At 46.4% G+C, this 18,481-nt stretch carries 19 protein-coding genes; 16 read left to right on the plus strand and 3 right to left on the minus strand.

Annotated elements, in window-relative coordinates; genetic code table 11:
• Nucleotides 1-8: 8 nt before the first annotated feature.
• Genes KI350_RS03810 through moaD form a run of 4 tightly spaced genes read left to right on the plus strand, consistent with a single transcriptional unit; the run spans nucleotide 9 to nucleotide 2,498 of the window.
• Complete coding sequence (locus tag KI350_RS03810; protein ID WP_020451213.1) at nucleotides 9-1,301, plus strand: molybdopterin molybdotransferase MoeA; 1,293 nt, start codon at nucleotides 9-11, stop codon at nucleotides 1,299-1,301.
• The gene (gene mobB / locus KI350_RS03815; protein WP_020451214.1) at nucleotides 1,268-1,795 is read left to right on the plus strand and encodes a molybdopterin-guanine dinucleotide biosynthesis protein B; all 528 of its coding nucleotides are present in this window, start codon (nucleotides 1,268-1,270) and stop codon (nucleotides 1,793-1,795) included. The genes KI350_RS03810 and mobB overlap by 34 nt, the downstream gene beginning before the upstream one ends.
• Nucleotides 1,774-2,268, plus strand: coding sequence for a molybdenum cofactor biosynthesis protein MoaE (locus tag KI350_RS03820; RefSeq protein ID WP_020451215.1), 495 nt, complete (start codon nucleotides 1,774-1,776; stop codon nucleotides 2,266-2,268). Before mobB ends, KI350_RS03820 begins: the two co-directional genes overlap by 22 nt.
• Nucleotides 2,265-2,498 (plus strand): molybdopterin converting factor subunit 1, encoded by a 234-nt coding sequence (gene moaD, locus KI350_RS03825; protein ID WP_023857283.1) that lies wholly within the window; start codon nucleotides 2,265-2,267, stop codon nucleotides 2,496-2,498. Before KI350_RS03820 ends, moaD begins: the two co-directional genes overlap by 4 nt.
• Before the next feature lie 30 nt (nucleotides 2,499-2,528).
• Here moaD and KI350_RS03830 read toward each other — a convergent pair whose 3' ends face one another.
• Complete coding sequence (locus tag KI350_RS03830) at nucleotides 2,529-2,906, minus strand: Rok-like winged helix domain-containing protein (protein WP_020451217.1); 378 nt, start codon at nucleotides 2,904-2,906, stop codon at nucleotides 2,529-2,531.
• 266 nt (nucleotides 2,907-3,172) lie between these two features.
• Here KI350_RS03830 and KI350_RS03835 point away from each other — a divergent pair, with 266 nt between their 5' ends.
• The 11 genes from KI350_RS03835 to lepB all read left to right on the plus strand — a co-directional run bounded on the left by KI350_RS03835 (nucleotide 3,173) and on the right by lepB (nucleotide 16,070).
• The gene (locus KI350_RS03835) at nucleotides 3,173-4,930 is read left to right on the plus strand and encodes an ABC transporter ATP-binding protein (RefSeq protein WP_023857282.1); all 1,758 of its coding nucleotides are present in this window, start codon (nucleotides 3,173-3,175) and stop codon (nucleotides 4,928-4,930) included.
• 12 nt (nucleotides 4,931-4,942) lie between these two features.
• Complete coding sequence (locus tag KI350_RS03840) at nucleotides 4,943-6,763, plus strand: ABC transporter ATP-binding protein (RefSeq protein WP_026579782.1); 1,821 nt, start codon at nucleotides 4,943-4,945, stop codon at nucleotides 6,761-6,763.
• A 125-nt stretch (nucleotides 6,764-6,888) separates the two neighbouring features.
• On the plus strand, nucleotides 6,889-7,584 hold the full coding sequence (yknW, locus tag KI350_RS03845) for a YknW family membrane protein (protein WP_020451220.1): 696 nt from the start codon (nucleotides 6,889-6,891) through the stop codon (nucleotides 7,582-7,584).
• Nucleotides 7,585-8,721: an efflux RND transporter periplasmic adaptor subunit gene (locus KI350_RS03850; protein ID WP_048350517.1), complete on the plus strand. Its 1,137-nt coding sequence runs from the start codon at nucleotides 7,585-7,587 to the stop codon at nucleotides 8,719-8,721.
• Entirely contained in the window at nucleotides 8,718-9,410 is a 693-nt protein-coding gene (locus KI350_RS03855; RefSeq protein ID WP_020451222.1) for an ABC transporter ATP-binding protein, read from the plus strand. Before KI350_RS03850 ends, KI350_RS03855 begins: the two co-directional genes overlap by 4 nt.
• Nucleotides 9,407-10,600, plus strand: coding sequence for an ABC transporter permease (locus KI350_RS03860; RefSeq protein WP_065644041.1), 1,194 nt, complete (start codon nucleotides 9,407-9,409; stop codon nucleotides 10,598-10,600). Before KI350_RS03855 ends, KI350_RS03860 begins: the two co-directional genes overlap by 4 nt.
• Nucleotides 10,601-10,852: 252 nt before the next feature.
• Nucleotides 10,853-11,500 (plus strand): YknW family membrane protein, encoded by a 648-nt coding sequence (yknW, locus tag KI350_RS03865; RefSeq protein ID WP_065644042.1) that lies wholly within the window; start codon nucleotides 10,853-10,855, stop codon nucleotides 11,498-11,500.
• Nucleotides 11,501-11,776: 276 nt separating this feature from the next.
• On the plus strand, nucleotides 11,777-12,532 hold the full coding sequence (locus KI350_RS03870; protein ID WP_065644043.1) for a DeoR/GlpR family DNA-binding transcription regulator: 756 nt from the start codon (nucleotides 11,777-11,779) through the stop codon (nucleotides 12,530-12,532).
• The gene (gene pfkB, locus KI350_RS03875) at nucleotides 12,529-13,440 is read left to right on the plus strand and encodes a 1-phosphofructokinase (protein ID WP_043928615.1); all 912 of its coding nucleotides are present in this window, start codon (nucleotides 12,529-12,531) and stop codon (nucleotides 13,438-13,440) included. The genes KI350_RS03870 and pfkB overlap by 4 nt, the downstream gene beginning before the upstream one ends.
• 13 nt (nucleotides 13,441-13,453) lie before the next feature.
• On the plus strand, nucleotides 13,454-15,346 hold the full coding sequence (locus tag KI350_RS03880; protein WP_065644044.1) for a PTS fructose transporter subunit IIABC: 1,893 nt from the start codon (nucleotides 13,454-13,456) through the stop codon (nucleotides 15,344-15,346).
• A gap of 163 nt (nucleotides 15,347-15,509) precedes the next feature.
• Nucleotides 15,510-16,070, plus strand: a complete 561-nt coding sequence (lepB, locus tag KI350_RS03885) for a signal peptidase I (protein ID WP_043928613.1) — start codon at nucleotides 15,510-15,512, stop codon at nucleotides 16,068-16,070.
• A gap of 45 nt (nucleotides 16,071-16,115) precedes the next feature.
• Here the strand turns inward: lepB and KI350_RS03890 are convergent, their stop codons facing one another.
• Nucleotides 16,116-16,385, minus strand: a complete 270-nt coding sequence (locus KI350_RS03890; RefSeq protein ID WP_165426891.1) for a hypothetical protein — start codon at nucleotides 16,383-16,385, stop codon at nucleotides 16,116-16,118.
• Between the two features lie 12 nt (nucleotides 16,386-16,397).
• Nucleotides 16,398-16,640 carry a hypothetical protein gene (locus tag KI350_RS03895; protein ID WP_075753038.1) on the minus strand — a complete coding sequence of 81 codons (243 nt, stop codon included), beginning with the start codon at nucleotides 16,638-16,640 and terminating at the stop codon, nucleotides 16,398-16,400.
• A 172-nt stretch (nucleotides 16,641-16,812) separates the two neighbouring features.
• Here KI350_RS03895 and KI350_RS03900 point away from each other — a divergent pair, with 172 nt between their 5' ends.
• Nucleotides 16,813-18,432 carry an ABC-F family ATP-binding cassette domain-containing protein gene (locus tag KI350_RS03900; protein WP_065644046.1) on the plus strand — a complete coding sequence of 540 codons (1,620 nt, stop codon included), beginning with the start codon at nucleotides 16,813-16,815 and terminating at the stop codon, nucleotides 18,430-18,432.
• The last annotated feature ends 49 nt before the right edge of the window (nucleotides 18,433-18,481 follow it).

The raw sequence follows: 18,481 nt of genomic DNA on the forward strand, positions 1-18,481 counted from the left end.
TTTTTTTAATGATTGAAAAAAGAACGCCCATTCCAGTTTTTGAAGCCGCTGCGCGTGTCTCTCGGCACTGGAAGCAGGGAGATACAGAGTGGATCCATCTTGAGGAGAGTCTCCATAGATTTTTAGCCGAAGATGTAAAGGCTGATCACGACGTACCCGCTTTTGACCGTTCGCCGTACGACGGCTTTGCTGTCCGAGCTTGCGATACCGCCGGTGCTTCACGGGAAAATCCGCTGCAATTCGAGGTGGTTGATCACATTGGAGCCGGAGCCGTGTCAGGTAAAACGCTCGGTCCTTTTCAAGCTGTCAGAATTATGACCGGAGCGCAGATTCCGGAGGGCGCTGATGCGGTAGTCATGCTTGAGCTGACGAAAACCTACTCAGAAGACGGTAAAAACTATATGGTGTTAAAACGCTCATTGGAGCCGGGAGAAAATATTTCAAAAACCGGAGAAGATGCGAGAAAAGGATCAGTGCTTGTGAAGAAAGGAACCCGGATCACACCGGGTGTCGTCGCTTTGCTTGCAACATTCGGATATGCAGCGGTACCTGCAGTCAAAAAGCCTGTGGTAGGCATCATTGCCACCGGAACGGAGCTCCTGAATGTCAGCGATCCCCTCGTTCCCGGAAAAATCCGCAACAGCAATGCAGGCATGGTGGCCGCCCAGGTTGAAGAAGCAGGCGGAACCCCCCTTTATTTAGGGAAGATTTCTGATCGATTTGACGAAAGCTTTGCAGCGGTGGAAAAAGCTTTGGACAAGGTGGATTTTCTGATTACGACCGGAGGGGTGTCCGTAGGGGACTTTGATTTTCTGCCGGCAATTTACGAAAAGCTCGGGGCCGAGGTCCTGTTTAATAAAGTGGCCATGCGTCCGGGAAGTGTAACGACTGTTGCTCAATTAAACGGCAAATTGCTGTTTGGGCTCTCCGGGAACCCGTCAGCCTGCTTCGTTGGATTTGAGCTGTTTGTCAAGCCGTCCCTCCACACCTGGCTGCATCATCAAAAGCCGTATTCTTTATGTGCAGAAGCGGTTTTAAGCAAGGATTTTCCAAAGCCTAATCCGTTTACAAGATTTGTCCGCTCGTTTGTATCCATTAAAGACGGGGCGCTTCATGCGGAGCCTGTCGGCCTGGATAAATCAAGCGCCGTCACGTCGCTGGCAGATGCCAATGCGCTGATGGTTTTGCCGGGCGGAACGAGAGGCTATGAGGCCGGGGCAAGAGTGCATGTTCTGTTATACCGGGATGAGAACGGAAGTGAAGAGCTGTGGCCGCACATTTTCCAATCCTCCAGATCGTAGGGTACCAAAACAGCGGCAAAACGACGTTCGTTGAAAAACTAGCGGAAAAGCTCGGTCAGCTCGGAGTCAAGATTGGCTGCCTGAAACACCACGGACATGGAGGAGAACCGGATGTTTTCGCCGAGGGAAAGGATTCCGACCGCTTTTTTCGGGCTGGAGCGGCTGCGTCCGGCGTCGAAGGAGCAGGCGTTTTTCAGCTGAGGGCGCGCGGCGAGTGGACGCTTGATCAACTGATTGCCGCTTATGGCGTTTTAGCGGTTCAGTGTCTTCTCATCGAAGGATTTAAACATGCGCCATATCAAAAAGTTGTCATGGTCAGAAACGAAGCGGACTGTCAGCTCTTGGAGGAATTGGACGGCATCATCGCCGTCATTTATCAAAAGAGCGAGCCGAAAACGGATGTTCCATCCTTTCATATTGAAGACCCGAGCGCCGTGGCTTTTATTCTGAATCATCTAAAGGAGGAAGGCGTTTGTCTGAACGATTTGTTATAACAAAAGAGCCGATTGTCATCGAAGATATCGTCAAAAAAGTTGAAAAAAGGGAAGCCGGTGCCATCACGACGTTTATTGGAACAGTGAGAGAATGGACAAATGGAAAAAAGACACTCTATCTCGAATATGAAGCATATGTTCCAATGGCGGTCAGCATGCTTGCTCAGATCGGGAAAGAAATCAATGAAAAATGGCCTGGTACAGCTGCAGCGATTACCCATCGCATCGGCAGGCTGGACATCTCCGACGCGGCCGTGGTGATCGCGGTGTCGTCACCTCACCGGAAAGCGGCATATGAAGCGAACGAATATGCGATCGAAAGGATAAAGCAAATTGTGCCGATTTGGAAAAAAGAACATTGGGAGGACGGCGAGACTTGGATCGGCGACCAGCTTGAGACAACTGAATACCCGGAAGGGAAACCAGATTTGGAAGCAGCGGCTTCCGACAGAAAAAGAGGTGCTGACCTTTGATTAAAATTTTACTGTTTGCCCAGCTTGCCGAACAAGCGGGTGCGCAGAGCGTTGATATAGATGAAGAAAAAACGACAACAGACGACATCAGACAGTTTTTAAAAGAAACTTACAATCTTCAGGGGACGGACCGAGCGATGATCGCTGTCAACGAAGTGTACAGAAGAGGAAACAGTGAGGTTAAGTCTGGAGATACGGTTGCTCTTATTCCCCCGGTCAGCGGAGGTTGAGAACGTCGGTCGGTTCAGGCATAGAGCCTGTTACCGACCGACGTTTTTTTTCGAACCGTTTTCCAGATAAATAAAACAGCCGCGCCGTTCTTTCGAAATGTTTGGTTCTAATTTTTGAATCAAGTCATAAAGCTCACTAATACGGTGAACGTTAAAATTGGTTCTTTCTTTCAGTTTCATTTTCAGTTCTTTTGTCGTTACAATTTTTCCTTTTTGCTGTTTAATAATGTCTACGCAATGTGCTGCATAATACTCTTTAGTGGAACGTCTATGTCGCTGGATTTGTCTGTCAAGTTCTCCTAACCTTGCGTAAATCCCTTCGCGTTCTTTCCGGAAGTCCTTCCAGATTTTTTGTTCCAATTCACCTAAGAGGAGAAGCTGTTTTTTTAAAGCCTCTCTTTTCGCCATTGCAATCAACTCCGTCATTCATAATTTGATAACATTTTCTATTATTTTACATCATCTTCCTTCATTCATCAAAAAATTTCCTTTGCCAACAAGAAACTATTTTTTATTGACTGTCACATTTTAAAAAAGATTTATTTCAAGCGGAAGAAGGAGGAAAACTCCATAATAAGTCTGAATTTTGTAAAATCGGTGGAATTTTATTTCGCAAACCGATATATTAGATGATGTGTCCTTGTTTTACATGAATTGGAAAGGTGCTGGTGCAAATGGAGTCCCTTAAAAAACTAAAAGATTTTTATTGGCCTTATAAAAGAATGTTCTTGTGGTCGCTTGTGTCGATGCTTCTGATGACGGCGATCACTGTTGTTTACCCGATTATTCTGCAAATGACAATTGATGAAGTGATTCTCGGCGGAAGGTACGGTTTGGTCATATGGATCAGCCTCGGGTTCATTGCTGTCATGGCGGCGAAGGGCGCAGCTACTTTTTTTCATCAGTATCTTGGAGATATGTTCGGAATCCGCTCGGTCTACCGGTTAAGAAAAGAGCTGTATGCGAAGTTGCAGCGTCTGCCGTTCAAGTATTATGACAGCGCTAAAACGGGAGATTTAATGTCGAGGCTTACGGCTGACGTCGAAGGCATCAGATTCTTTTTATCTTTCGGTTTTGCTGAGGCGATTCGCTTTATCCTGCTTGTCACCTTCAGTCTGTCTGTCATGTTTTCTTATTCTGTGCCGCTGACTCTGGTAACGATTGCTTCTCTGCCGTTTTTAGGAGCGGTTGTCTACAGGTTTGATAAAAAAGTGCATCCGGCTTTTCGGAACATAAGAAAATCTTTCGCCCGTTTAAATACGAAAGTTCAGGAAAATATCAGCGGCATGAATACCGTTAAATCTTTATCAAAAGAAGATTTTGAGATTCAAAACTTTACTCATTCAAATGACCATTTTCGAAATAAAAACTTAAACGCTTCGTTTATCATGTCTAAATTCTTTCCGCTGATGGAGTTTATCGGCAATATTTGCCTCGTTGCCCTGCTGTCGTTCGGCGGCTGGCTCGTGATGCAAAACAGCTTAAAACCGGGGGAGCTTGTCGCTTTTTTCAGTCTTGTCAATTACTTAATGTGGCCGATCATGAACCTCGGTTATGTCATCAACCTGTTTTCACAAGCGAAAGCATCAGGAGAGCGGCTGCTGGAAATTCTTGATGCCAAAGAGGAAATCACCGACAGCGGACATGCGGTGAAAAACGGCAGACTGAACGGCGATGTCGTATTCAGCGATGTTTCCCTTCAATATACAAAAGAAAACGCTGAAGCACTGCATGGAGTGTCTTTTCAAGCCGAGCGCGGCAAAACGATCGGGTTAATCGGTGCGACGGGGTCAGGAAAGAGCAGTATCATTCAACTGCTGAGCCGCTTTTATGAGCCGACATCCGGCCGGATCATGATCGACGGCAAGCCGCTTGAACACTACTCATTAAAAATGCTGCGCTCCAATATCGGCGTCGTCCCGCAGGAATCGTTTTTATTTTCATCAACGATCAGATCAAACATATCTTATGGAAATCCTGATGCATCAATGGAAGAGATCATCGAAAGCGCGAAAAGAGCCCAGGCGCACGATTTTATCATGGAGCTTCCGAACCAATACGATACGATGCTCGGCGAGAGGGGGCTCGGACTGTCCGGTGGCCAAAAACAGCGAATCGCGATTGCGAGGGCGATTTGTCTGAACCCGGGCATTCTCATCCTCGATGATTCGACGAGTGCCGTTGACATGGAAACGGAGCACCGTATTCAGCTTGCATTGCGGGAAGTGATGCGGGATCGGACGACGTTCATCATCGCTCACAGAATCTCATCCTTAAAGCATGCCGACGAAATTCTTGTGCTCGATAAAGGTGTTGTTAAGGAAAGGGGAACACACGAACAATTATTGGAAGAAAACGGTTTATACAAACGGATTTTTGATTTGCAGTATAAAGATCAAAATGTGTTGAATGAGCCGCATTTTGCAGGATAGGAGGCTCTTGCTATGGAAAATCAGGCGAAAAAACAAACATTGATGAATCGGTTTTTTTATACTTCAGACCAAATCATTGAAAAGCCTTTTAACTGGGCGCAGATGTGGAGGCTGCTCAAATATTTAAAGCCTTACCGAAAAAATCTGCTGCCGCTCTCCTTTTTAACGGTCATGATCTCGGCGGCGATCCGGCTGACGGTGCCGATTTTGATCGGCGTCTATGCGCTCGACAAAGCAATCGCAGGCCGGGATATGAATCTTCTTGCGATTCTGATCTCCGTCATCAGTGGATTATATCTTGTCAATTATGTTAGCAATGTGTTGAGAATCCGCTGGATGAACAAGCTTGGCCAGCATGTCATTTATGATCTCAGACAGCATTTATTTACGCATGTTCAGCGGCTGTCGCATCGCTTTTTCGATGAGCGTTCGGCAGGTTCCATCCTTGTCCGGATCATGAATGACATCAATTCTCTGCAGGAATTATTTACGAGCGGAGTCATCAATTTATTGATGGATATCCTGCTCCTCTTCGGTATTATCGTCATTCTGTTTTCGCTCAGTCCTGAGCTGACCATCGCCATCATGGTGACGCTGCCTGTTATGTTCTTCATTTCAACCAATCTCAGAAGGAAAATCCGACGATCCTGGCAAAAGGTGCGCTTAAAGCAGTCCAAACTGAATTCCCATTTGAATGAAAGCATTCAAGGCATCCGGGTCACTCAGGCATTTACGCAGGAAAAAGAGAATATGATGTATTTTGAAGGCGTCAACAGCGAGAACTTTGAAGCCTGGCGGGAAGCGACGAAAAAAAATGCGACATTCCGCCCGCTTGTAGAAATGACAAACGCCGTCGGGACGGCCATTTTAATCTGGTACGGCACAAGCTTAATCATCAATGAAACGATTACGATCGGTGTATTTGTCTCATTCGCCTTCTATCTCGGAATGTTCTGGGAGCCGATTTCAAGGCTCGGCCAAGTCTACAACCAGCTGTTGATGGGGATGGCTTCGTCAGAGAGGATATTTGAATTTCTGGATGAAAAACCGAGTGTGGCAGACAAGGAAGATGCGGTCAAAATTAAAGAATTAAAAGGCCGGATCGAATTTGAACAGGTGGAATTTTCTTATGACGGGAATCGCAAGGCGCTGCACAGCATTTCATTTGAGGTGCCGGCGGGAACATCGCTCGCGCTTGTCGGACATACAGGATCAGGGAAGACGACGATCGCGAATCTGATCAGCAGGTTTTACGATGCAACAGGCGGGACTGTCAAAGTGGACGGAATACCGATTACCGATATCTCGCTTTCCGATCTTCGTTCGCAAATCAGCATCGTGCTGCAGGATACGTTTATTTTTTCCGGAACGATTATGGAAAATATTCGTTTTGGCCGTCCGAATGCCGCCGATGAAGAAGTGATCGAAGCAGCAAAAGCTGTCGGGGCCGATTCGTTTATTTCAGCGCTTCCGAATGGATACGCCACAGAAGTGGAAGAACGCGGCAATGTATTATCGGCAGGTGAGCGGCAGCTCATTTCATTCGCGAGGGCGCTCCTGGCAGACCCTCGCATTCTGATCCTTGATGAAGCAACCGCAAGTATTGACACAGAAACGGAAGTCAAGATTCAGGCTGCATTGAAAACCCTGCTCCATGGCCGAACAGCTATTATGATCGCTCACAGGCTTTCAACGATAAGGGATGCGGATAAAATCCTGGTTCTTGACCACGGCCGGAAAATAGAGGAAGGAAATCACCAGGAATTAATCGAAAAACGTGGAATGTATTATGAGCTGGTGAAAGCGCAGTATCAAATGTTTCAGCGAAACTAAACTGAAACCGTCCGCGGCCGCATATTCTGAAATGCGGCCGGGGCGTTTTTTTGAGAAAACAGAGGTGAAACATTTTAGATGATTCTGCGTATAAACTGGTAATTCATTTTTTAAGGGGGATACATATGGAAACGCATTTAGAAACTGAAAAAGTAAAAAATCCGTCATTGTTCGGATTGATTACCCATCCCGGAGAACAGTTTGAGAGAATGAGAGAAAAGCCGGCTGTCTGGTTTCCGCTTGTTATTGTTTTATTATTGTCGGTTACCGGCGCGTATATGCTCAGCGAAAAAACGGTGTTATCTACCGATTTGTCGGAAATGCCGGGAGATGATGAAACATTTGAAGCCACTATGAAGAGAATCGGGATCATCGGCGGGATCATCGGCGGGATCATCGGCTTTGTGATTGCCTTGCTGATCAGCGCTTTAATCTATTGGCTGATTGTCAAAATCGGAAGAGGAACAACCAATTTTGTTCACATGTTTTCGCTGTCTGTTTTTACATATTTTATTGCGGCTATCGGGCAATTCATAGGCGGGCTTGTGATCTATTATTCAAATATTGATCCCACGATCGCCATCACGTCTTTAAGCAGCATCATCCCGGCAGACGAGCCGCTCAAATCGGTATTAGGTGTATTTGATATTTTCACCATCTGGTCGCTCGCACTGGTTGCACTGGGTCTCCAAAAGGTTGGGGGCATCTCCAAAAAAGCGGCTTGGACCGGTGTGATCATTTTATTTGTGATCTCCATTTTGCTCGCTTTAACAGGCGGAATCGCGAGGAATTTCTTCGATACATTTGAAGGAGCAATGTAAATGAAAAAAATATGGATCGGCATTATCATTGTTGGGGCTGCTGCGCTTTTTATCGGACTCAACCTCTACCGCTCGGTGCAAACGGGCGGAGGGGCTGAAACAGCGGTCCAAACCGTCAAATTGGAAGAGAAAGAGATTTCTTCTGAAGTCATGGTTCCGGGCGCCCTAAAGTTTGCCAACGAACAATACGAATATTTTGAACCCGAAAAAGGGAAAATTGCCGACATCAAAGTAAAAGAAGGCGACAAGGTGAAAAAAGGAGATGTGCTTTTCACCTATACGAACGAAGAAATTCGCCTGGAAAAAGAACAGAATGCTTTATCCATTCAATCGAAGGAACTCCAGCTTGAACAGGTAAAGCGAAAAATCAGCAGTCTAAAAAGCAAGGAAGACGAGCTGAAGGCTGAGCTGGGAGCGGAAAAAGCCAAAAGGCAAATGGATGACGAACGGTCCCAGCTTGAAATGGAAGAAAAATCGCTTCAGCTTGAGCTGAAACAAGCCGACCTGCAAAAGGAAACGCTCGCGAAAAAATCAGCAGCGCTGCAAGTAAAAAGCGGCATTGACGGGACAGTGATCACCGCTGATAAACAAGCCGCCTTAAAGCAATCGGATATTCAAAAGCCGGTTATACATATAGGTAACGAGGACAAGCTTGTCGTTAAAGGCGTGTTGTCAGAGTATGACACATTGAAAGTGAAAAAGGGACAGAACGTGACCATCACGTCGGATGTCATCCAAAATAAAGAGTGGCGGGGCAGAATCTCTCAAGTCGGATTGGTTCCCGAAGAAGAGGCGTCTGCAGGTGCTGCGGGAGGAAAGGAACAAGCTGTTCAATATCCGTTTGAAGTCAAAATAAAAGGGGAGCGTCCTAAAGCAAAGCCCGGCTTCAATATGATTCTCAAAATCCAGACGGACAAAAGAACCATTCAGGCTCTTCCTGAAGATGCCGTCAAGCAGGATGATGATCAATCATACGTGTATGTCGTCAGAGACGGAAAGGCGAAAAGGATCAATGTCAAAACCGGCGAGAAAGCAGATGGCGTCGTTGAAATTACCGGCGGTCTGACGAACAAGGACCGGGTTATCGCAAACCCGGCCGAGGACATGAAAAGCGGAACGGAAGTGAAGCTTCAATGATTGAGCTTTCCCGCGTGAAAAAAAGCTACCAAATCGGAGGGGAAACCATTGATGTTCTCAGGGAGATCAATATGAAAATTGAGCCGGGTGAATATCTGTCCATCATGGGGCCTTCCGGTTCCGGAAAATCGACAATCATGAACATTATCGGCTGTCTTGACCGCCCGACATCGGGTATTTACAGGCTGGACGGCGAGGATATTTCATCATATGGTGAAAGGGAGCTTGCCGGCGTCAGAAACCGTTTAATCGGTTTTGTTTTTCAGCAGTTTCAGCTTCTGCCGAGACTGAATGCCATAAAGAATGTGGAGCTTCCGATGATCTACTCCGGCATTCCAAGAAAAGAGCGGCGGGAGCGGGCCGAACGGGCGCTTGAAAAAGTCGGGCTCAAGGACAGAATGCGCCATTTGCCGAACGAGCTTTCCGGCGGCCAAAAACAGCGTGTAGCCATCGCAAGAGCGATCGTCAATGAACCGAAGCTGATATTGGCCGATGAACCGACCGGAGCGCTCGATACGAAAACAAGCCGGGATATCATGGAGCAATTCACCGAATTGAATGAGGAAGGAACGACGGTGGTGCTCGTCACCCACGAACCGGAGATTGCAGATTATACAAGCCGGATCATCATGGTGAGGGACGGTGTGATCGTCTCGCCGGAAACAGAGCGGAGGGGGACGGTGCAATGAATCTCATCGAAAACTTGAGAATGGCGTTAAGTTCCATCCTTTCCCATAAACTGCGCTCGATTTTAACAATGCTCGGAATCATTATCGGTGTAGGCTCTGTTATTGTCGTTGTTGCAGCGGGGCAAGGAGGAGAGCAAATGCTCAAGCAGACGATCAGCGGGCCCGGCAACACGGTCGAAATCTATTATCAGCCCAGCAATGAAGAATTGACGTCCAATCCCAACGCCTATTTAGACGCCGGCTTCACCGAAGAAGACATCAGAAGTTTAAAGTCACTCGAAGGCGTGAAGCATGTCGTTGCGAAAACTACCGAGTCTATGAATGTCCGTTTCCGGGATGAAAAAACGGATGCCGCTGTAAACGGCATTAATGACGGATATATCAGCATCAACTCGATGGAAGTCGAAAAGGGAAGAGAGTTTTCAGAAGAGGATTACAATGCCGGAAGCAGGGTCGCCGTCGTTTCGCCGAAACTTGCGGAGGAACTTTTTTCTCAGCAGTCGCCTCTCGGCCGCGTCGTATGGATCAATGGCCAGCCCGTTGAAATCATCGGCGTATTAAAAGAAGAAACCGGGCTGCTTGCGTTGGGGATGAATGAGATGTATGTTCCGTTTTCAATGTTAAAATCGTCCTTCGGCATTAGCGACTATGACTCTGTCTCCGTTCAAGCTGAATCTGCCGACCATCTGCAAGCCGTCGGAAAGCAGGCTGCCGCGGCCGTCAACAACAATCACGGCACCACGGAATCGTACGAAGTGATGAACATGGAGGCCATAGCGGCCGGGATCAGCCAGATTACAACAATTATGACGATGTTCATCGGCTCAATTGCAGGCATATCTTTACTCGTTGGCGGGATCGGCGTCATGAATATTATGCTGGTGTCGGTCACGGAACGGACGAGGGAAATCGGGATTCGAAAATCGCTTGGTGCAACAAGAGGCCAGATTTTGATGCAATTTTTAATAGAATCGTCTTTGATCACGCTGATTGGCGGGGTGTTTGGCATCGGCCTCGGATACGGCGGAGCCGCCCTAGTTTCGTTTTTTGCCGGTTGGCCGCCGCTCGTTTCCTGGCAGGTGGTCCTCGGAGGCGTCCTGTTCAGCATGGCGATCGGGGTTATCTTTGGCCTCATCCCGGCCAATAAAGCGGCCCGCCTTCATCCGATTGATGCATTGAGGTATGAGTAAAGCGGCATATAGCCGTCAGCCGATAAGCGTCACTTTGAAACACCCGCTCCTACTCATGAGCATCGACTTAGCAGGCCTGACAACAAATGCGAGAGTTTGTCGACACGCTGAAACCGCCTTTAGAGGCGGTTTTTTTGTATGCGAAAATTAAACTAAATTTAAAAATACACTTCTTACATTAATGATAGACTTAAAAGTGCTGAAAAATTGATCATTATGTTATGAAAGAGGTATTACAGGAGGAATTTTAGAGTGGAAGCCAATATAGAAACAGCAACTCAAGTAAAAAAACCGTCACTGTTCGGTATCATCACGAGCCCTGTCCGTCAGTTTGAAAGAATGAGAGAAAGGCCCGCAATTTGGCTGCCGATGATCATCGTGCTGGCGTTATCCGCCTTTTCCGTTTATCTTGTTTGTTGGGAACTAAGTGAGTTTCTTGGTTTGGATATAGATCCTGGACTAGAGGCCGCCCGTAATGTTTTTCAGTCTGTCATATTCTTCGTGCTCAGCGCTTTAGTATTGTGGCTGATTGCTAAAATAGGCGGCGGAAACACCAATTTTGCCTGCATGGTGTCTCTGTCTGTCTTTGCCACATTTGTACCTGTTATCAGAGACGTCATCATCGGTTTGGTGTATTATGCTTCGAATTCTGAGATCGCGTTTTCGTTCTCATCTCTTGATGGATATATTCCGGCCGAGGAGCCTCTTCTGAGCGTCCTGGAGATGTTTGATGTTTTTACAATATGGGCGTATGTTCTGGCGGCGGTAGGACTGCAAAAAGCAGCGGGCGCTTCAAAACGGGCAGCGTGGATCGGCGTTTCCGTCATATTTATTATGATGCTGATGTTGTCTTATTTATTAGGCTTATGGCAAGTATTTTTAGAACATTCATTAGGCTGATGTATGATTGTAAAACCTCATGCGGCGAGCATGAGGTTTTTATCGTTGTGATCTGAATGATGTTTGAAGGAATAGATAATAATAATGTCACATATTTTTGCGGATTTTTATAGTTTATACAGTTTACAAACGGTACATATCACGATAATATGTTAAAATGTGAAAGATTTTGATGGTTATTGAATGAATTTGAAAGATTTTTGTTGAGTTATGTCGAAAAAGCGTTTACAATGTAATTGTAAGCTAAATGAAGGCGTTTCCAAAAGGGGTGATAATGTGTTGACTCCCGAACGGCATCAGCTGATTATTGACGAGATTGAAAAGCATGATGTCGTGAAAATCCAGTACTTAATGAATTTAACGAACGCATCCGAGTCAACGATCAGAAGAGATTTGTCGACGCTGGAAGCCCGCGGATATTTAAAGCGTGTTCATGGAGGGGCATCGAGGCTTTCCGATATTCGTACGGAGCCTGACATGCTAGAGAAATCATCCAAAAACCTTCATGAAAAGAGAAAAATCGCTCAAGAAGCGGCCTCACTTCTTGAAGAAGGCGATTGTATCTACCTTGATGCCGGAACGACCACATTGCAAATGATCGATTTTATCGATCCGGAGATGGATATTATCGTGGTCACAAATGGAGTCATGCACATTGAGGCATTAGGTAAAAAAGGCATTCCTTTTTATTTATTAGGCGGGTATGTGAAGTATAAAACCGGAGCAATCGTGGGCGGTTCGGCTTTATCAGCCATCAGCCAATACCGGTTTGACAAAAGCTTCATCGGCGTCAACGGCATTCATAAAGAAGCGGGGTTTACGACTCCGGATCCTGAAGAAGCGCTTTTGAAAACAAAAGCTGTCAACCAGGCGAAAAAAGCATTTATTTTAGCTGACGTTTCCAAGTTTGGGGAAATTTCATTTTCTGCCTTTGCCGGTTTAGACGAAGCAACTATCATTACAGCAGGATCTGCAAAACATTCATTTGATAACTATCAAGAAAAAACTGTCGTAAAGGTAGTGAAAAAATGATATACACTGTAACTCTCAACCCATCGGTCGACTATATTGTTCACGTTGAAGAATTTTCCGTAGGCGGGCTGAATCGTTCAGTCTATGACACGAAATACCCCGGAGGCAAAGGAATCAATGTCTCACGCGTACTGAACAGACACCATGTACCTTCTAAAGTTCTCGGTTTTATCGGCGGTTTTACCGGGGGGTATATCAAATCATTTCTCGAAGAAGAGAAGCTTGAAACGGCTTTTCATGAAGTGAATGGAGACACGCGCATCAATGTCAAATTGAAGACCGGGGATGAGACGGAAATCAACGGGCAGGGGCCGGTCATCAGCGAAGAAGATTTCGCCGCCTTTTTAGACCAATTTTCAGCGATGAAAGAAGGGGACATTGTCGTATTGGCTGGCAGCATTCCTTCTTCATTGCCGCAGGACACCTATGAAAAGATTGCAGAAAAATGCGAAGAGCAAAATGTCCGGGTTGTCGTTGATATTTCGGGTGAGGCGCTCTTAAAAGCAGCAGAAATGAAGCCGCTTTTAATGAAACCGAATCATCACGAGCTCGGTGAAATGTTTGGGACAACCATCACTTCAGCGGAAGAAGCGGTGCCTTACGGTAAGAAACTCGTTGAACGCGGGGCCGAAAACGCGATCGTTTCCATGGCTGGGGAAGGCGCACTTTTATTTACAAAAGACGGCGTCTACCATGCCAACGTACCTAAAGGAAAGCTCGTGAACTCAGTCGGCGCAGGAGATTCAGTGGTTGCAGGCTTTCTCGCAGGCATTGAAAAACAGCTCGACATCAAAGAAGCTTTTCGCTTAGGTGTTGCGTCAGGAAGCGCAACCGCCTTTTCAGAGGAGCTGGGAACGGAAGAGCTCGTTCACAAGCTGCTTCCGGAAGTTCAAGTCAAAGCGATATAAAGGAGGAAAGGTTATGAAAATAACTGAGCTACTAACAAAGCATACGATCAAGTTAAACCTTGAGAGCAGCCAGAAAGAAAACGTTATCGAAGAACTCGTCAGCGTTTTGGATCAGGCAGGCAAGTTGAATGATAAAGAAGGCTACAAAGAAGCCGTGATCAACCGTGAGAAACAAAGTTCCACCGGTATCGGCGAAGGTATCGCCATCCCTCATGCGAAAACGGCAAGCGTTAAAGAGCCTGCGATCGCGTTCGGCCGTTCAAAAGGCGGTGTCGATTATGAATCGCTTGACGGTCAGCCAAGCCATCTTGTTTTCATGATCGCCGCTACAGACGGCGCGAATAACACTCACTTGGAAGCATTGTCAAGACTGTCGACTTTGCTAATGAGGGAAGAGATTCGCAAACAGCTGCTTGAAGCTTCATCCGAAGACGAAATCATCGACATCATCAACCAGCATGATAAAGATGATGAAGAAGAAGAACAGGCAGAAGAAGCGCCTGCACCATCAGCAAAAGGAAAAATCCTTGCGGTTACAGCATGTCCGACAGGGATCGCCCACACGTTCATGGCTGCCGATGCTTTGAAGGAAAAAGCGAAAGAGCTCGGCGTTGATATCAAAGTTGAAACGAACGGTTCAAGCGGTATTAAAAATGGTCTGACAGCGCAGGAAATCGAAGATGCGGTTGCGATCATCGTCGCCGCCGACAAGCAGGTTGAAATGGATCGCTTTCAAGGCAAGCATGTCATTGAAGTACCAGTTACAGCAGGAATCAGACGTCCGAAAGAGCTGATTGAGCAGGCGCTGAAACAAGACGCGCCTATCTATCAGGGTAAAGGCGGCGGTGCATCCGATTCTGATGACGGAGCTGCCAAAGGAAAAGGCGGCGGTTTCTACAAACACTTGATGAGCGGTGTCAGCAACATGCTGCCATTCGTCGTCGGGGGCGGGATCTTAGTTGCGGTTTCGTTCTTCTGGGGAATCAACGCGACCAAGCCGGGTGATCCGACTTATAATGAGTTCGCTGCTGTATTAAATAATATTGGCGGAACGAATGCACTTGGATTAATTGTCGCTGTATTGGCCGGATTTATCGCGATGAGCATTGCAGATCGTCCGGGATTTGCGCCTGGTATGGTCGGCGGTTTCATGGCGACACAAGCTGGCGCCGGGTTCTTAGGCGGCCTGATTGCCGGTTTCTTAGCTGGTTATATTGTTGTCCTCTTGAAAAAAGTGTTCGCTGGTCTGCCGCAAGTGCTTGACGGTTTAAAACCTGTGCTGCTTTACCCGCTGTTTGGAATATTCTTGACCGGAATCATTATGCAATATGTTGTCAATACGCCTGTCAAGTTCATTATGGATGGCCTGACACATTGGCTTGAAGGTCTTGGAACAGGAAACCTTGTCGTAATGGGTATTGTTTTAGGCGGGATGATGGCGATTGATATGGGCGGTCCGATCAACAAAGCGGCCTTTACATTTGGTATCGCGATGATTGAAGCTGGGAACTTTGGACCTCACGCAGCGATCATGGCAGGCGGTATGGTGCCTCCGCTTGGAATTGCTCTTGCAACAACTTTCTTTAAAAATAAATTCTCAAAACGGGATCGCGAAGCCGGAATTACCAACTACGTGATGGGCTTGTCATTTATTACTGAAGGTGCGATTCCTTTTGCGGCAGCAGATCCGGCGCGCGTCATTCCTGCTTGTATGATCGGATCAGCAGTTGCCGGAGGTTTGTCTCAATTTTTCCATGTCACACTGCAAGCGCCGCATGGCGGAATATTCGTTCTCTTCTTTACGACGAACCATGCGCTGCTGTATCTCCTCAGTATCTTGATCGGTGCGGTTGTGACGGCTCTCATTCTCGGCTTCTTGAAAAAGCCGGTTCCAACTGAAAAATAAGTGCTGAAAGTGCCACAGTAATCCTAACGTGGCACTTTCTTTTTTACCGTTTTTGCCGGAAGTGAGCGCGGGGATTATGTATTCGGCAGGAACTTGTGATAAAGTATAGGAAAGCTTTATTTTGCATGTATGCTGTGACAGACTGTTTTTAGGAGGAAGCGTTTTGACTGAAGAAAAATCCACCAAAAATAAAAACTCTCTCTTTGAATGGGTAAAAGCCATTATTATCGCAGTCGTTCTGGCGTTATTGATCAGGGCATTTTTATTCGAACCGTATTTAGTCGAAGGTACATCAATGGACCCGACGCTGCACGACGGAGAGCGGCTGTTCGTCTATAAAACGGTTAAATACGTAGGCGAATTTAAGCGGGGAGATATCGTCATTATCGACGGCGATGAAAAAAATGTCCATTATGTAAAGCGCTTGATCGGCCTGCCGGGAGATACCGTGCAAATGAAAGATGACACGCTGTACATAAACGGGAAAAAGGTGTCTGAGCCGTATCTTTCGGAAAACAGAAAAGAGGCGGAAGCAGTCGGCGTCAAGCTGACGGGCGACTTTGGCCCTGTGAAGGTTCCGGAAGGCAAGTATTTCGTGATGGGAGACAATCGCCAGAGGTCGATGGACAGCCGGAACGGACTCGGACTGATCGATAAAAAACGAGTCGCCGGGACTTCACAATTTGTGTTTTTCCCGTTCAACGAAATCCGAAAAACAGACTGAAAAATGCCTGATGTCCATTTGGACAATCAGGCATTTTTGCTTGATTTATGCGGCTATTGATGCCAGCACTGCGATAAACAGTACGGTAACGAACACAGAGGCCATAATCAGAAGAACGCTGTACAAGACTCTGATTTCCGCGGCTTCTTTTCCCCGTTTTGACAGCATTCGTTTCGCCGCGATATGAACGAACACATAAATCATGGCAATCCCGATGTAAAGGCCGACATCCCGTGCTGTAAAGCCGGTTACGGCAAGATAAACCCCTGCGAAAAAAATAAACATGCAGTATTCCGTCAAAGTGATAAGCTTCATGTCTTCCTCCGTCTAACGATCCGAGTTTTCTTCAAATATCACCTTTTTATAATATATCTTTTGCAGCCATCCCACAAGGAGGCCGAAGCCGATCAGCAGACAGGAAAATATAAAAAAGTCAGAGGTCCACATATCAAACCCTTTGAAAAGCCCGATAGACATCGTAGAAATCACCATGGCCACTGACACGAAAAGCGCTTGGCGCGGCCTCGAATTGATCCACCTGATGATATCAGGGTCATCTTTCAATTTCATTATTCCTTCCCCCATTCTTCAATAATTGTAACATATTGTCACCGAGAAAGTGTGAATAAGAGTTTTTTTGATATATTTTTCTTTAAAACTTTATCGTAAAAAAGCAAAGCATTTCTCTTGCGGAATTTTCGTGTTATACTCTTTTTAATGAAGTATAGATGGAGGATTTTAAATGATAGCTGTTCAAAATGTCAGCTTGCGGTTTGCGGACCGGAAGCTGTTTGAAGATGTAAATATTAAGTTTACGCCGGGAAACTGCTACGGATTGATCGGAGCAAACGGCGCCGGAAAGTCCACTTTTTTGAAAATATTGTCAGGTGAAATCGAGCCTCAGACGGGCGAGGTTCATATGAGCCCGGGCGAACGCCTTGCCGTCCTGAAGCAGAACCACTTTGAGTATGAAGAACATGAAGTGCTGAAAGTCGTGATCATGGGGCATAAACGCCTTTATGAAGTCATGCAGGAAAAAGACGCGATTTACATGAAACCCGATTTTTCAGATGAAGACGGAATCCGCGCCGCAGAACTTGAGGGCGAATTCGCCGAGCTGAACGGCTGGGAAGCCGAAGGGGAAGCGGCGATTTTGTTAAAAGGCCTCGGCATTCCTGAAGAGCTCCATACGAAGAAAATGGCCGATCTGGGCGGTTCCGAAAAGGTGAAAGTTCTTCTTGCACAGGCCCTGTTCGGAAAACCTGACGTCCTTCTTCTCGATGAGCCGACCAACCACTTGGATATTCAGGCGATTCAATGGCTTGAAGAGTTTTTAATCAATTTTGAGAATACGGTTATCGTCGTATCGCATGACCGCCACTTTTTGAATAAAGTATGTACGCATATTGCCGACCTGGATTTTAACAAAATTCAAATTTATGTCGGAAACTATGATTTCTGGTATGAATCAAGCCAGCTTGCGCTAAAAATGAATCAGGAAGCCAATAAGAAAAAAGAAGAGCAGATCAAACAGCTCCAGGAGTTCGTCGCCAGATTCAGCGCCAACGCCTCCAAATCGAAGCAGGCGACATCAAGAAAAAAACTGCTTGAAAAGATTACGCTTGACGATATTAAACCGTCATCGCGCAAGTATCCGTACGTGCATTTCACACCTGAACGCGAAATTGGAAACGATGTGCTTGTCGTCAAAGACCTGTCGAAAACGATTGACGGTGTCAAGGTGCTTGACTCGGTCAGCTTTATGATGAATAAAGAGGATAAAATCGCTTTTACAGGCCGGAATGAGCTTGCCGCTACTACGCTCTTTAAAATCCTTGCCGGGGAAATGGAGCCTGACAGCGGATCGTTTAAATGGGGCGTCACAACATCACAGGCGTTTTTCCCGAAAGATAACAGCGAGTATTTTGAAAACAGCGATTTAAACCTTGTCGATTGGCTTCGCCAATTTTCGCCGCATGACCAAAGCGAAAGCTTCCTGCGCGGATTTTTAGGCCGGATGCTGTTCTCCGGTGAAGAAGTGCTGAAAAAAGCAAGCGTTTTGTCAGGGGGAGAAAAAGTCCGCTGCATGCTGTCCAAAATGATGCTGTCCGGCGCCAATGTGCTGATGCTTGATGAGCCGACAAACCATTTGGACCTCGAATCCATTACAGCGCTGAATAACGGTTTAATCAGCTTTAAAGGCGCTATGCTGTTTACATCTCATGACCATCAGTTTGTCCAAACAATCGCCAACCGCATCATCGAAATCACGCCAAACGGAATCGTCGATAAACAGATGAGCTATGACGAGTTTTTGGAAGACAAAGCGGTTCAGGACAAGCTTGCTGAACTTTACGCGTAATGCTAGAAAACCCGCCTTAAAAAGCGGGTTTTTTTATAAAAAAGGGAGA

Source organism: Bacillus sp. J41TS8, from assembly GCF_018333035.1.
GTDB lineage: Bacteria > Bacillota > Bacilli > Bacillales > Bacillaceae > Bacillus > Bacillus paralicheniformis.